We start from the raw sequence: 15,158 nt of genomic DNA, 5'->3' as shown, positions 1-15,158 counted from the left end.
CACAGTTTGATATAAATAAAAAAGGGATACTATTTTTTAATAGTATCCCTAATTATTATCAAATCATATCTTAAATAAGCATTATAATATTTTAATTATTATTCAGCTAATTTTTTATATCCTTCGTATCTTTCTTTAGCATCAGCTTCAGCTTTTGCAAATAATCCATCAGCTTCTTCTGGGAATTGTTTAGCTATAGCAGAGTATCTTACTTGTGCAAGTATGAAATCTCTGAAGCTTGCAGTTGGTTCCTTAGAATCTAAAGTGAATGGGTTTTTACCTTCAGCTTTTACTTCTGGATTGAATCTGTATAAATGCCAGTATCCGCAAGCAACAGCTTGTGCTTCGTTAGCTACAGTTCTTCCCATACCTTCTTTTAATCCATGGTTTATACATGGAGCGTAAGCTATTATTAAAGATGGTCCATCATGTTTTTCAGCTTCTAGAACAGCTTTGATAAATTGGTTTTTATCAGCACCCATAGCAACTTGAGCTACATATACGTTTCCGTAAGTCATAGCCATCATACCTAGGTCTTTCTTTCTAGATTGTTTACCTGCTGCAGCAAATTTAGCCATAGCAGCAGCTGGAGTAGCTTTAGAAGCTTGACCTCCTGTATTTGAATATACTTCTGTATCAAATACAAGTACATTTACATTTTCGCCAGATGCAAGAACATGGTCTAATCCACCGTAACCGATGTCATATGCCCAACCGTCTCCACCTAGTATCCATTGAGATCTCTTAACTAGATAATCTTTTCTATCTCTTATAGCTTTTACTAATTCTTTAGCTTTTTCATCTGTGCAATCACAAGCTGGTTTTTCTAATAATTCAACAACTTTAGCACTTGCTACTTTAGATGCTTCTCCATCATTTCTAGAATCTAACCATTCTGTAAATACTGCTTTAGCATCTTCACAGATATCCATAGAAACTAATTCTGTCATAGCATCTACTATTTTTCCTCTTATTTGTTTAACAGCTGTGTACATACCAAATCCGTATTCAGCATTGTCTTCAAATAAAGAGTTTGCCCAAGATGGACCTTTGCCTTCATGGTTACAAGTATAAGGAGTTGAAGGTGCAGAAGCTCCCCATATAGAAGAACATCCAGTAGCATTAGATATCATCATTCTATCTCCATATAATTGTGTAACTAACTTGATGTATGCAGTTTCTCCACATCCAGCACATGCTCCTGAGAATTCCATTAATGGTTGTCTAAATTGACTTCCTTTAACAGTGTTTGCAGGCATAACATCAACTTTTGGAGCTACCTCTTCAGGATTTACTGCAAATGCCCAGTTATCTAACTCTGTATCAAGTTGAGTATCTATTGGTTTCATAACTAAAGCTTTTTCTTTAGCTGGACATATGTCAGCACAGTTTCCACATCCTGTACAATCTAGTGGACTAACTTGGATTCTATATTTTAATCCTTCTAATCCTTTACCTAATGCTTTTTTAGCTTCAAATCCTTTTGGAGCATTAGCTAATTCTTCTTCTGTAACTAAAACTGGTCTTATACATGCATGAGGGCATATAAAAGAACATTGGTTACATTGGATACAGTTATCCATTACCCACTCAGGAACATCAACAGCTATACCACGTTTTTCATAAGCTGAAGTACCACAAGGGAATGTTCCATCTTCTATACCATTGAATGTACTTACTGGTAAGTTATTACCTTCTTGTGCAGTCATTGGTCTTAATATATTTCTTATAAATTCTGGTTCTTTAACTTCTTCTTTATCTGCATCAACAGCATTTGCCCAAGAAGCTGGAACTTCAACTTTAACTAAAGCATTTATTCCTGCATCAACAGCAGCATAGTTCATGTTAACTATCTTTTCACCTTTTTTACCATAAGCTTTAACTATAGAATCTTTTAAGTATTTAACAGCATCTTCTTCTGGTATTATTTCAGCTAATTTAAAGAATGCAGATTGCATTATCATGTTTATTCTATTTCCAAGACCTATTTCTTGTCCTAGTTTAACAGCATTAACTGTATAGAATTTTATATCATTTTTAGCTATATATTGTTTCATATGAGCTGGTAAGTTTTCTTCAATTCCTGCTTGGTCCCATATAGTGTTAAGTACAAATGTACCACCTTTTTTAAGACCTTTTAATAAATCATATTGATAAACATATGATTGTTTATGACAGGCAATATAGTCAGCCTCATCTATTAAATAAGTAGCTCTTATTGGAGTATCACCAAATCTTAAGTGAGACATAGTTATACCACCAGATTTTTTAGAGTCATAATCAAAGTAAGCTTGAGCATATTTTTCAGTGTGGTCACCGATTATTTTTATAGCTTGTTTGTTAGCTCCAACAGTACCGTCAGAACCTAATCCCCAGAACTTACATCTTATAGTTCCTTTAGAAGCTATTTTAATTGATTCAGATGGAGCTAAAGAAGTATTAGTTACATCATCAACTATACCTACTGTAAATCCATTCTTAGGTTGTTCTGAAACTAAGTTATCAAAAACAGTTTTTATATCTGAAGGAGTAGTATCTTTTGAACCTAATCCGTATCTTCCACCTATTATCATAGGAGCATTTTCTTTTCCATAGAATACATCACGTACATCTAAGTATAATGGTTCACCAGTTGAACCTGGCTCTTTAGTTCTATCAAGTACACATATTCTTTCAACAGTAGATGGCACAGCATCTAAGAAATGTTTCATTGAGAATGGTCTATATAAATGAACTTTAACTAAACCATATTTTTCTCCCTTAGCATTTAAGTAATCTATAGTTTCTTCTATTGTTTCTGTTACAGAACCCATAGCAATTAATATAGATTTAGCATCTTCTGCTCCATAGTAATCAAATAAACTATGTTTTCTACCTGTTAAATCACTCATTTTTTCCATGTATTTTTCAACTATACCTACTATATTTTGATAGTATTTGTTAGAAGCTTCTCTAGTTTGGAAATATATATCTGGGTTTTGAGCAGTACCACGAGTAACTGGGTGATTTGGAGATAAAGCATTATCTCTAAATGCTTGAACTGCTTCAAAGTTTAATAAACTTGCATAATCTTCATTTTCTAATAATTCCACTTTTTGGATTTCATGTGAAGTTCTGAATCCATCAAAGAAATGTATAAATGGTAATTTACCTTCTATTGCAGCTAAATGTGCAACAGGTGCTATATCAGCTACTTCTTGAACTGAACCAGAAGCTAATAATACACATCCAGTTTGTCTAGCAGCCATAACGTCTTGATGATCCCCAAATATTGATAAAGCTTGAGATGCTAAAGCACGAGCACTTACATGGAATACTCCTGGTAATAACTCCCCTGCAACTTTATACATGTTAGGTATCATTAATAATAAACCTTGAGATGCTGTAAAAGTAGAAGTTAAAGCTCCACCTTGTAAAGAACCGTGGAATGCTCCTGCTGCTCCTGCTTCTGATTGCATTTCAACAACATTAACTTTTTGTCCAAATATATTTTTTCTTCCTTGTGACGCCCATTCATCAACTACTTCAGCCATAGTTGAAGATGGTGTGATTGGGTATATAGCTGCTACATCTGTAAATGCATAGGCAACGTGAGCTGCAGCTGTATTCCCATCAAGTGTTTTCATAAACTTAGCCATAATATGTATCCTCCTTGATAGCTACAATTGTACTTGTTTATAACAAGTCTATTTTTTTATATTTACATATAATTTACACAACAAAAATATAAACACACATAGTCGCGCAAATACTCTATCTTCTAATATAATACTACAGATTTGATAAAATTCCTTTGAAAATTGTAAATTAATTACATATTTAAGTAGATTTTTTTTTAAATTAAATATGTTAAGTTTTTTTCATAATTTTGTATACAATATATAATAAATTAAGTTAGATTTTTCAAACTTTTTTATCTATTTGCATATATTGGTATTAGGAGTAAAAGAGCCTTCTTTATCATATATAAATTTTATATATCTAATTTTACCATATTATATCATATTTTTGTAAGTTTTTATTATAATTTTCATAATACCCCTTTATATTATAAATTAATCTGATAGATTAAATTTATAATATAGAAATTTATTACATTAAAAAATATGCTAGTAAATAAAATATTCACTAGCATAAATTTCATACATAAAACTAATCAACTATTAATTCTACTAAATCTCCATTTTTAACACCTGCTGCATTTCCTTCTTCCATGTCAACATGCATTTCTAAATTAAAGCTATCACTAGCTCTTACTAATACATTTTCAAATACTAATGCTCTTGGTCCAGATGTTTTAACTTTTACTATTTGTTTATCAGTTACACCAAATTTAGCAGCATCTTCATTGCTCATATGTATATGTCTAGAAGCAACTATAACTCCTTCTTTCATTTCAACTTCTCCAGCTGGTCCTACTAATTTAACACCAGGAGTTCCAGCTATATCACCAGATTCTTTTATTGGAGCTTTTACTCCTAATGGGAATCCATCTGCTAAAGAAATCTCAACTTGAGTTTGAGGTCTAGCTGGTCCTAAAACTCTAACTCCTTTTAGAGTCCCCTTTGGACCGACTAAATCAACTTTTTCTTCACAGGCAAATTGTCCCGGTTGAGATAATGGTTTAAATTTAGTTAATTCATGACCTGCTCCAAATAATACGTCTATATCAGCTTGACTCAAATGAACATGTTTATTAGATAATGCTATTGGTAATTTCATTGAAATTCCCTCCTTTAATTATTTTTAAATTATTGCAATACAATTATACATAATATTACTTACAAAATCAAATTATATTGAATCAATATAAACTTTTAGACTCTTCGACAGAGTGTCTTTAAACTCTTGATTATCTGTGTAAGGTATATTATCTGTATTGTTTAAATATATATTGTGTAAAAGTTTAGTATTTATACTCTTAAAGAAAAAGTCCATAACTATTTGCCCACCTTTAAATTGTGAATCATAAGGTTTACTACCTCCTACTGCAATGTACATACCTATACGCTTTTTATTCCTATCAATTGAAGGCTTATTTAATATATACTTACTCGCATAGATAGCTTGAGTTCTATCAACAACAGTTTTTACTTTAGCTGATATTGAATCAAAATGTACAGGACTTATTACTATAGTTCCTTTTGATTTATCAAACATTTTATATAAAGGTTTCATATCATCATTAAATTTGCAATACCCTGTCTTATTACAAAACCCACATGCTGTACAATATTCAATATACATATCATATATATTGAATATTTTACTACTAAGTCCACTCTCTTCTAATTTAAGTTTTATTTCATTTGCTATAAAACTACAGTTTCTATTATTTCTCGGACTTCCATTTATTATTATAATTTCTGGACTTTCAAGTTCTATTTTATTATTTAAATCCATAATCAATCTACCTATCCTTTAACATAACAATTAAAATATCATCATCATAATTATCTTTTGATGAAAAGTTTCTTAAATCTAATTTTAAATTTTCTACTATCAACTGGTGATTTAATCTAAAATTTTCTTTTAAAAAGTTTTCTAATCTATCTATACCATATTCTTCTTTTGATTTATTTTTTATTTCTAAAATTCCATCAGTATACATACATACCATTGCATAATCTTCCATTGAAAGAGTATTGTTTTCATATGTTGCATCTTCCATTACCCCAATAGGTATTCCCTTTTTACAATTTAAGTTAGTTTCTATTGTTCCATCTTTTTTTACAACTACAGGGCTATAGTGTCCTGCATTAGATACTGTAATCATATTTTCTTTAATATCTATAAGTCCAATCAAACAAGTTGTAAATACTCCCATCTTGTCAAATTCATCATATAACATACTATTTAAATTTGTCATTATTTCTTGTGGTGTCTTATACTGATTACATAACACTTTAAAAGCACCTTTTATCATTGCAACAACATAATTTGAAACCATTCCATGACCCATTACATCAGCAACAATATAAACTATGTGTTCAGAATCTACCTTTGTAGCATAGTAAAAATCTCCACCTACTACTCTTGCTGGTTTATGATAAAAATAAAGTTCTTTTTCATCATTACAATCCATTTTACCTTTGTCCATAATAAGTTGTTGCTGTTTATTTAATACATTTAACTCATTCTCAAGAACCTTGTGCTTTACTTCTTTTTCATTGTGCTCATATAACTGCATACCAACCAAAACCTGTTTAGATAATATACTAAGAATATTTAAATCATCACTAGTGTAGTTTTTGCTGTTTGCACAAACAATGCATCCTATAGTCTCATTTTTATCTTGGAGTTTGTAATATATATAACTTTCCAAGTTTATCCCTTTTTGTGAACATGGTTTTAAATTATTTAAATATCCTCCTAAGGATTCTTTATTTACAAACTTGTCTAACATAGGATATAAATTTGTTTTCTTCTTATGCTCTGTATTATAACAGCTAAATATCTTATCTTTATTATCATGACCTGTTATAATTATCAAAGCTTCTTTACTATTAGTGATGTTACACGCCTGTTTACTTAAGTTTTCTAAAAATCCATCTATACTTTTATTGAGATATAATTTTTTAGTAGCTTCATTTATAGCACTTATTGAACCTCTTAATTTATCAACCAAAATTTGTACATTATTATTTTTATTAGTTATTTCTATTGATAAACTTAAGAGAGATGCAACAGAAGATATAAAGTCTATATCTTGTTCTGTTAGAAAATCTTCTTCTGTCAAAAAGCAAGTCATAAATCCAACTACTTCATTATTTATGATAAAAGGAAAAACTATTCTACCAATGTAACCTTCAGATTTTGCTAAATCTCGTTCCCCTTCTGCTCTAGAATCTTCAAATACATTTTTTACATATATTATCTTTTTCTCATTTACAGCTTCATGGATATATTCTGGATATGTGTCAAAATCAATTTTTGCACCTTTAAGACTATTGATTGGAAAAATTTGAGGTACATATTCTAAAGTTTGTGAACATACTAAATAGGCATATTTAGAATCATTTTTATAAAATAGATTTACACATGCCTTTGTAGGGTGAACAACCTCTAACATTTTTTCTATTATTTTATCTTTTATATTAAAAAAATCTGTAGATTCAGTCACCATAGCAGATATTTCCACTAAATTCTTCATTTTATAATTGCCATTAGTCATACTCAATTTCTCCCCCTATATATTAAACTATTTATTAGTATTTTAACATACATTCTTTATAGTAAAAACAAAAACAACGACAAAACTAAGAACTAATATCAAGTTAAATCCTGTCAATATTCCTATAAGAAGTAATGTAATCAATGCATTTAGACCTGTTCTTCCCTTTTCATCCATAAAAGTTATCTTAGAGATGTCGATATTATTTTTTACATTGTTTATATGTTCCTTCACTTGTTCTTCCATATTTCTCTTATAAAGAATGTATACCACTCCAACTAAAAATACTCCTATACCTAATATCCAATTTAGATTAAATGCTACAATAAGCAGTATTGAACCAAAAACTAACTTTAAAAGTTTAAAAAACACACTGTCTATCTTTAAAGTTATATTTCTGATTTCTTTACATTCATCCCTTAATGAATATCCACTTGAATCTAAGTTATTAATCTTTGTTTTTACAATTTCAGAATAAAAAAGTTTTATTATCCCATTTAACATTTTCATCACTCCTAAATATTTTACATATATTTGTAAGTTTTACAATTATAATATTTTTTATACTTGGTAATAATAAAAAATAACAAATATTTTATAATTTAGTATTTATTGTAAATAAATTATTAAAACTTTATAGACTAAGTATAAACTTTTCAAAATAAATATTCTTACAATTAAAAGGAAGTGTTTTTGTGCAAATAGAACAACTCGATTTAGAAACAAGAAATAAAATATACTGCTATACAAAAAAAATTCTTAGAAAATACCAAAAAGGTATTATATCTGGAAAATTAACAGCAGATAAATTTGCAGATAATATATTATCTCAAGATTTTATAAATAGTATACTTGATGAAAAAATAATAAGTGAATATGAATTTAAGTTATCTTATATAGACTATATTGAAACTTTAATAAAAATACAAAATGAAAATTTGTCTAATTCAAGAAAAAAATCTACTAAGTCTATAAAAAGTTTTAATATCACTCAAATAATTCAATTGAAAAATTTATTACATGATACTGGTTATAATCTATCAATTCCATACAAGTACCTGACTCCTAAGGATATAGAAGGTATTATTACACTTATCAATACTGGGTCTATTGAACTTGGAAATGAGAGAATATATAATTATATATCAAAAGCATAATAAAATAAATTTATTATAAAAAGGCAATTTATTTAATATAAAATCTATTTTTTTATATTAAACAAATTGCCTTTTTAATTTTTATTTCTATATGATATTATCCAAGAGCTTTTTCTAATTTAGATAAGTGTTGTATTGGATAATATTTTAATAGTTCTTTAAACTGTTCTACTGATAATCCTTCTGTTGTCGTATATATTCTTATTTTTTCATCTAAATCACTATTAATAAATTTATTTTTTAAATCTTCAAAGTTTACACTACTCATTTTACATCACTCCTTATGTAATATATTCATTTGTACTATTTTATCCAGATTTCTAAAATTTATTACATAAAAATATCGACATATAAAACTTAATAAAAAAAAGCTATCTCAATTTAGAAATTACTTTCTATATTTGAGATAGCTCTAGCTATAACAATAGCCTAATAGTTATAAATAATTATTTATTAACTATCTGTTGTTTTTTCCAGCCATTTGTTGTTCAGCCATTTCAACTAATTTTTTAGTCATGTATCCACCTACATAACCATTTTCTCTTGCAGTAAGGTTTCCTTTATCAACTTGTTGATAATTACTCATACCAAGTTCATTAGCTATTTCTAATTTCATTTGGTTTAAAGCTTCTTTTGCTCCTGGTACTACTGTTTTGTTGTTGTTATTGTTACTTGCCATGTTGATTACCTTCCTTCTGTTTAATTTATTTTGTGTTGCTGATAATATTATGTGATTTTAAACATTTTTAATTCAGGTAATTTTTAGCAATTAAAACCTGCCAAATATCCAGTCGAAAAAGCTATTTGCAAATTAAATCCTCCTGTGTACGCATCTATATCTATTACTTCACCAGCAAAAAATAAACCTTCTATCAATTTTGATTCCATTGTACTTGAGTTTATCTCATTCACTTTTACTCCACCAGAAGTTATTATGGCTTCGTCAATAGGTCTATATCTTTTTACTGTAAATTTCAAATTTTTTAGTAAATGAACTAAATTTTTTCTTTGTTCTCTAGAAACTTGATGAACAACTGTATCTGGAGAAATCTCACTTAAATTTATTATTATAGGTATAAGTTTTTTAGGAAGCAAGTCATCCAATGCTTTTTCAAATTTTTTATTTGTATGTTTTTGAAAATCTTTTTGAACTCTTTTATCTAATTTTTCTTCATCTAATGCAGGTTTTAAATCCAACAGTATAGTATAATTTTCTTTAGTTGTATCTTTCATCCTACAGCTTGCAGACTTTATTATAGGTCCATCTAAACCAAATTTAGTAAATTCAAGTTCTCCAAAATCATTATACACTTTCTTTTTTTTACTATTAAACACACTTATCTCAACATTTCTTAATGATAATTTTTCTAAATCTTTTACAAAACCTTCTTGAACTTCCATACCAATCAAAGATGGTTTTGTATCTACAATAGTATGACCCTGCGAAATAGCAAATTTATATCCATCACCAGTAGAACCAGTAAGTGGATAACTTAATCCACCCGTTGCTATTATGACAGAATCACACTTGATTTCTTTTTTATTGCTTAGAACTACTTTTTCAATTTTATTATTTTTAGATATTATTTTTTCTACCTTAGAGTTTAATAATATATTTACTTTTTTGCTTCTTACTTGTTTTTCAAGAGCTTTTACAACATCAAACGCTTTATCGCTTTCTGGAAAAACTCTTTTTCCTCTTTCTGTTTTAGTTTTTACTCCAAGATTATTAAACATACTTATTACATCATCATTTGTAAAAGTGTAAAAAGCACTATATAAGAATTTACCATTTGTAGGAACATTTTCTATTAATTCTTCTATATCACAATCATTAGTTATATTGCATCTACCTTTTCCTGTTATTGCAAGCTTCTTGCCTAACTTATGATTTTTTTCAATTAAAGTTACATCAAACCCTCTTTCAGATGCAGTTGAGGCTGCTATCATCCCTGCTGGTCCACCGCCTATTACTACTATTTTCTTCAAATAATCACTCTTTTCTACCCTTAAATTTTCTTAAAATTAAATTAGTCTCTATACAATAGTACAAATTAAATTAATTTAATTTCAAAATTTTAAATAATGCAGGAGCTCCTGCTATTCCATAAAAAACAACCAATGTATACTTAATAAAATTCATGAAAATTATACTCATACTAGAGTCACTTATATTTAAAGTCGTTATTAATATTGAAATCAACACTTTAATAGCAACATATAAAATTCCTATTGTGACTATTCCAATCAAAAACCTGCATATTCTCGAAAATACTATGTTTTTGCTCTTTTTATTTTTATTACTAAAATTAATCTTTTTATTATTATTTTCTGTAGTAAATTTAACAAACTTATCTTCAACTATATACCCAAATATAAATCCTACTAGAATACCAAATTTTTCAAAATATTCAGGGCTTTTTAGAAATATTGCTATTAATATAAATGGGATGAGTAATGCTACAAGAAAAATATATTTTTTATTATCATCGATATAGTCAAATACTTTTACAAATACAATGGTAAAAAATATGCCAAGTATCCAACCAGCAATTACATCTATAGGCCAATGAACAGCCAAATATAGTCGAGATAATCCTACTCCTAAAACCATCACTGCACCCAACAAACGTATATAGTTTCTTTTAAATATAGTCATAATACTAACCCAAAATGTAGTTGCAGTTTGAGTATGTGCACTTGGAAAAGAGTATCCTCCAGCGGTAGAAACTCTCAGTGATTCAAGACCTTTTATACCTATTGGTCTAGGAGCTTTTACAAATTCTTTAATACCTAGGTTCACAATAAAATTTCCAACTATCGCGAACAACATTTTTTGTCCACATTTTTTATTTATACACCAATATATAACTGCTGTAATTAATATCAATAATGGTGCTTCTGTACTTACTGTAAATACAAGAAATATAAAATTTAAAATTGGATTTCTTAAACTCTGGAAAAATAATAATATACTCAATTGAATATCCATACCGATGTCTCCTTTACTAAAATTTTATATACTTAATTAAAAAGCACTAACTCCTACAGAGATTAGTGCTTTTAATTCACATTTAAGTCTATTCTACATCCTCAACTATACCTATATAAGGTAAATTTCTGTATTTTTCAGCATAATCTATTCCATAACCAACAATGAATTTATCTTCTATAACAAATCCAACATAGTCTACAGGTATATTAGCTTTTCTTCTTTGAGGCTTATCAAGTAGAGTGCATAATTTTAGAGATTTTGGATTTCTAGTTTTTAAAGCTGCAACTAGATTACTTAATGTTAAACCAGAATCTATTATATCCTCTACAATTAACACATTCTTTCCTTCAATATCTACATCTAAATCTTTTAATATTTTAACTGTACCAGAAGATTCTGTTGAATTTCCATAACTTGTAACACTCATAAAATCTATATTTACATCTAAATCTATACATCTTATTAAATCTGAAACAAATACACTAGCTCCTTTAAGTATACCTACTACTAGTAAATCTTCACCTTTAAAATCTTCTTCTATTTTTTTACCTAATTCATAAACTTTTGCTTTTATCTGTTCTTCTGTCAACATTTTTCCTGTAACTTTGTACATCTTGAATCCTCCCGCTTTCCATCTATTAACCTATATATTATAGCATACTGAAATATCAATTAAAATCTTTTTCATCATTTTTAAACCTAAATTAACAGCTTATCCATACTTTTTTGCTTTTTCTCTTAAAAATTTGGAATAAATATTCCTTTGTATTATAATCTATATGTAAATATATTAATCAGTTATTTTTATTAATTATATAATTTTATTTTTGGAGGCACTTTTATGAGCACAAATCATGGAGCTAATTTATATAGTTTATCTAGTAAGTATGGCTTTTCAAAAGAAGAATTTATGGATTTTAGTTCTAATATAAACCCTTTTGGTACATCAGTTTTAGCCAAACAATACATTGTAAACAATATAGATATAGTATCTATGTATCCTGACCCTGATTACATAGACTTAAAAACTTCTATATCTAACTACTGTAAGTGTTCTATAGATAATATAGTACTTGGTAGTGGAGCTACAGAATTAATTTCATCTTTTATACATACAATTAACCCTAAACAAGCTCTTTTACTTTCTCCTGCTTATTCAGAGTATGAAAAAGAACTATCTAAAATTAATTGTTCTATAGATAAATATTTTGCTAATGAAGAAGATAATTTTCATATAAAATTAGAAAATCTTATAAAGACTATTAATTCTAAAGACTATGATTTAGTTGTAATCTGCAATCCTAACAATCCAACTGGATTTGCATTTAACAAAATAGAAATAAAAGAAATATTAAAAAACACAAATAAATTTTTAATGATTGATGAAACTTATGTAGAGTTTACTGATACAAATATATACTCTTCTACTCAATTAGTCGATGATTATTCTAATTTATTTGTTATAAGAGGAACATCAAAATTTTTTTCAACACCAGGCATAAGACTTGGATATGGACTTATATCTGATAATGCTGCTAAGAATAAAATAAATAACAACTTAGATTTATGGAATATCAACATAATAGCCTCTAAGATGGGAGAAATAATGTTTAGAGATTCAAACTTTATCTCTAGTACTATTTCCTTAATGAATACTGAAAGAAATTACTTACTTGGGGAGCTTAAAAGCATAGACAGCCTAGATGTATATGATACTCAAGGTAATTTTATATTATGTAAAATTAAAACAAAGGAATTTACTGCTAAAGCTCTTCGTGAGAAACTAATTCCTCAAAAGATAATAATAAGAGATTGTTATTCATTTGAAGGTTTAGATGAATACTTTTTTAGAGTATGTATATTAAAGCCTGATGAAAATAAATTATTAATATCATCTCTTAAAACAGTTTTTAAATAGAAAAATACTAGATACAGATTAGCATAAAGAATACAAAAATATATAATTACGAAAGACTTATAATTATAAAAAAATGAGCTATCTCTTTTTGAGATAACTCATTTTTATTTATTAAGAAATTAAGCACTTTGCTTTTCTTTATTTCCTTTTTTACTCATTCCATCATTTATTTTATCGACAACTACTGCTATTGCATTATCTCCTGATACATTACATGCTGTACCAAAACTATCTTGAGTTAAGTATAAAGCTATCATTAAGCTCGCAAGACCACCATCTGATGGTATTCCAACCATTGGTAAGAAAGGAAGTGCACTCATTATAGCTCCTCCTGGTGCTCCTGGTGCTGCAACCATTGCTATCCCCAACATTGCAATGTAAGGGAATAATACATTGATTCCATGAGGCATACCATTCATCATTAAAACTGCTGTTGTAAATCCAGTTATAGATATCATACTACCTGATAGATGTATTGTTGCACAAAGAGGTACAACGAATTCTCTTATTTGTTTACTTACACCATTGTTTTCTGCACAACCAACGTTAACTGGTATAGTTGCTGCTGAAGATTGAGTACCTATAGCTGTTAAATATCCAGGTATTTGATTTTTTAACATTTTGATTGGATTCTTTCCTGAGAATGCTCCTGCTGCTGTGAATTGACATGCCATGTATACAAAGTGTAATGGTATTACAACTAAATAAACTTTCCAGAATACTCCTAATATTGTCCATACTTGTCCTGCTATAGTTATATTTGCAAAAGTTCCTGCTATATATAATGGTAATAAGGGTATAATTACTGTTGACAACGTTTTCGTTACTATTTCTTGGAATTCTTGGAAGAAATTAAATAGAACTTCTCCTTTTCCATGATTTCTTAAAGCTGATATTCCAAGTCCCATTACAAATGCAAACACTATTGCTGCTGTTACATCTACCATAGGCTCTAGTGGAATTGTAAATATTGGTGCTAACATTCCTGTTTCTGGGTCTCCAATTTGACTTGCTACACTTGCATCAATAAAATTTGGAAATATTAACATAGATACTGCAAATGACAATACTCCTGCAATTAAAGTAGAACCATATGCTATTCCTGTAGTTATTCCTAATAACTTTCCTGCTCCTGTTGCTAAATCAGCTATCCCTGCTGTTACAAATCCTATAATTATAAATGGTATGACAAACTTTAAGAATGCTGAGAATAAAGTACTAACTGTTACTAATATTTGAACTATTATTTCTGGTGCATAACTTCCGATTAAAATACCGACTATGATACCGATGATTAGTTTAGGCACTAAACCTATCTTTTTCTTACTCATAATTTTTCCCTCCATAAATTTTTTTAGATTAAGTATTCTTGTACATTGAATACTTTGTCAATCATTGAATCCCCCCACTTCTTATGATAATAGAGTTTTATCTCTCCGTCAACATTTTAACCATTTTTTGTTAATAATAAAAAGAATAACACTTATAAAATGTTATTCTTCTTCATCTTTTATAGAAAATTCTACATTTTCAATTATATTTGAATGTTTATCCTGTTTTGCAATGATTCTGTACTTATTAATTTCTTCATTCACAATACCTATACTCCAAATTAATACTATAGCATCATCTATAAATCCAAATGCTCCAGCGAGCATTTCAGGTATTATATCAATACCAGATACAAAGTAGGATACAGTAAAAACTAATACAGAAACTACTTTGACCTTATCAATTATATTTATTCTTTTATCTGTCATAAAATCTGGTAGTTTAAGTAAATCAAATATAAAAAGTAATCCAAACTTAGCATTTTTAAATCTTACTAAAATTTTTTTTAAAGTATCTAAAATTATATCAATAACTCTTTTTAAAAGTTCCATATTTATCACCTCTTATAATCATAGGTTACTC

At 28.2% G+C, this 15,158-nt stretch carries 14 protein-coding genes; 2 read left to right on the top strand and 12 right to left on the bottom strand.

Going from position 1 to position 15,158, the window contains the following annotated elements; genetic code table 11:
- Positions 1–98: 98 nt before the first annotated feature.
- The 5 genes from nifJ to IR151_RS00200 all read right to left on the bottom strand — a co-directional run bounded on the left by nifJ (position 99) and on the right by IR151_RS00200 (position 7,678).
- Entirely contained in the window at positions 99–3,638 is a 3,540-nt protein-coding gene (nifJ, locus tag IR151_RS00220; RefSeq protein WP_227432386.1) for a pyruvate:ferredoxin (flavodoxin) oxidoreductase, read from the bottom strand.
- A gap of 514 nt (positions 3,639–4,152) precedes the next feature.
- Positions 4,153–4,722, bottom strand: coding sequence for a phosphate propanoyltransferase (gene pduL / locus IR151_RS00215; RefSeq protein ID WP_227432385.1), 570 nt, complete (start codon positions 4,720–4,722; stop codon positions 4,153–4,155).
- Positions 4,723–4,794: 72 nt separating this feature from the next.
- Positions 4,795–5,403, bottom strand: coding sequence for a flavodoxin family protein (locus tag IR151_RS00210; protein WP_227432384.1), 609 nt, complete (start codon positions 5,401–5,403; stop codon positions 4,795–4,797).
- A gap of 7 nt (positions 5,404–5,410) precedes the next feature.
- Positions 5,411–7,174: a GAF domain-containing SpoIIE family protein phosphatase gene (locus IR151_RS00205; RefSeq protein ID WP_227432383.1), complete on the bottom strand. Its 1,764-nt coding sequence runs from the start codon at positions 7,172–7,174 to the stop codon at positions 5,411–5,413.
- 42 nt (positions 7,175–7,216) lie between these two features.
- Positions 7,217–7,678 (bottom strand): hypothetical protein, encoded by a 462-nt coding sequence (locus tag IR151_RS00200; RefSeq protein WP_227432382.1) that lies wholly within the window; start codon positions 7,676–7,678, stop codon positions 7,217–7,219.
- 191 nt (positions 7,679–7,869) lie between these two features.
- Between IR151_RS00200 and IR151_RS00195 the strand changes: the two genes are divergently transcribed.
- Positions 7,870–8,331 (top strand): hypothetical protein, encoded by a 462-nt coding sequence (locus IR151_RS00195; protein ID WP_227432381.1) that lies wholly within the window; start codon positions 7,870–7,872, stop codon positions 8,329–8,331.
- 97 nt (positions 8,332–8,428) lie between these two features.
- On the opposite strand, the gene IR151_RS00190 is transcribed toward IR151_RS00195, so the two are convergent.
- From IR151_RS00190 to hpt, 5 genes are all read right to left on the bottom strand, one after another.
- Positions 8,429–8,599, bottom strand: coding sequence for a hypothetical protein (locus IR151_RS00190; RefSeq protein WP_003416012.1), 171 nt, complete (start codon positions 8,597–8,599; stop codon positions 8,429–8,431).
- 189 nt (positions 8,600–8,788) lie between these two features.
- A complete protein-coding gene (locus IR151_RS00185; protein WP_227432380.1) occupies positions 8,789–9,010 on the bottom strand; it encodes an alpha/beta-type small acid-soluble spore protein in 222 nt (73 codons plus the stop codon).
- An 83-nt stretch (positions 9,011–9,093) separates the two neighbouring features.
- Positions 9,094–10,320, bottom strand: coding sequence for an NAD(P)/FAD-dependent oxidoreductase (locus IR151_RS00180; protein WP_227432379.1), 1,227 nt, complete (start codon positions 10,318–10,320; stop codon positions 9,094–9,096).
- Positions 10,321–10,390: 70 nt separating this feature from the next.
- Entirely contained in the window at positions 10,391–11,323 is a 933-nt protein-coding gene (locus tag IR151_RS00175; RefSeq protein WP_227432378.1) for a phosphatase PAP2 family protein, read from the bottom strand.
- 88 nt (positions 11,324–11,411) lie between these two features.
- Positions 11,412–11,939: a hypoxanthine phosphoribosyltransferase gene (gene hpt, locus IR151_RS00170; RefSeq protein ID WP_227432377.1), complete on the bottom strand. Its 528-nt coding sequence runs from the start codon at positions 11,937–11,939 to the stop codon at positions 11,412–11,414.
- Positions 11,940–12,167: 228 nt separating this feature from the next.
- Between hpt and IR151_RS00165 the strand changes: the two genes are divergently transcribed.
- Entirely contained in the window at positions 12,168–13,244 is a 1,077-nt protein-coding gene (locus IR151_RS00165) for a pyridoxal phosphate-dependent aminotransferase (RefSeq protein WP_227432376.1), read from the top strand.
- Between the two features lie 119 nt (positions 13,245–13,363).
- Here the strand turns inward: IR151_RS00165 and IR151_RS00160 are convergent, their stop codons facing one another.
- Complete coding sequence (locus IR151_RS00160) at positions 13,364–14,575, bottom strand: dicarboxylate/amino acid:cation symporter (protein ID WP_227432375.1); 1,212 nt, start codon at positions 14,573–14,575, stop codon at positions 13,364–13,366.
- A 162-nt stretch (positions 14,576–14,737) separates the two neighbouring features.
- Entirely contained in the window at positions 14,738–15,127 is a 390-nt protein-coding gene (locus tag IR151_RS00155; protein ID WP_227432374.1) for a YkvA family protein, read from the bottom strand.
- Positions 15,128–15,158 lie beyond the last annotated feature (31 nt).

The sequence above is a fragment of the Clostridioides sp. ES-S-0006-03 genome (assembly GCF_020662275.1).
Taxonomy (GTDB): Bacteria; Bacillota; Clostridia; order Peptostreptococcales; family Peptostreptococcaceae; genus Clostridioides.
The sequence above is the reverse complement of the archived record's forward strand: the minus strand, read 5'-3'. Positions and strand labels throughout refer to the sequence as shown.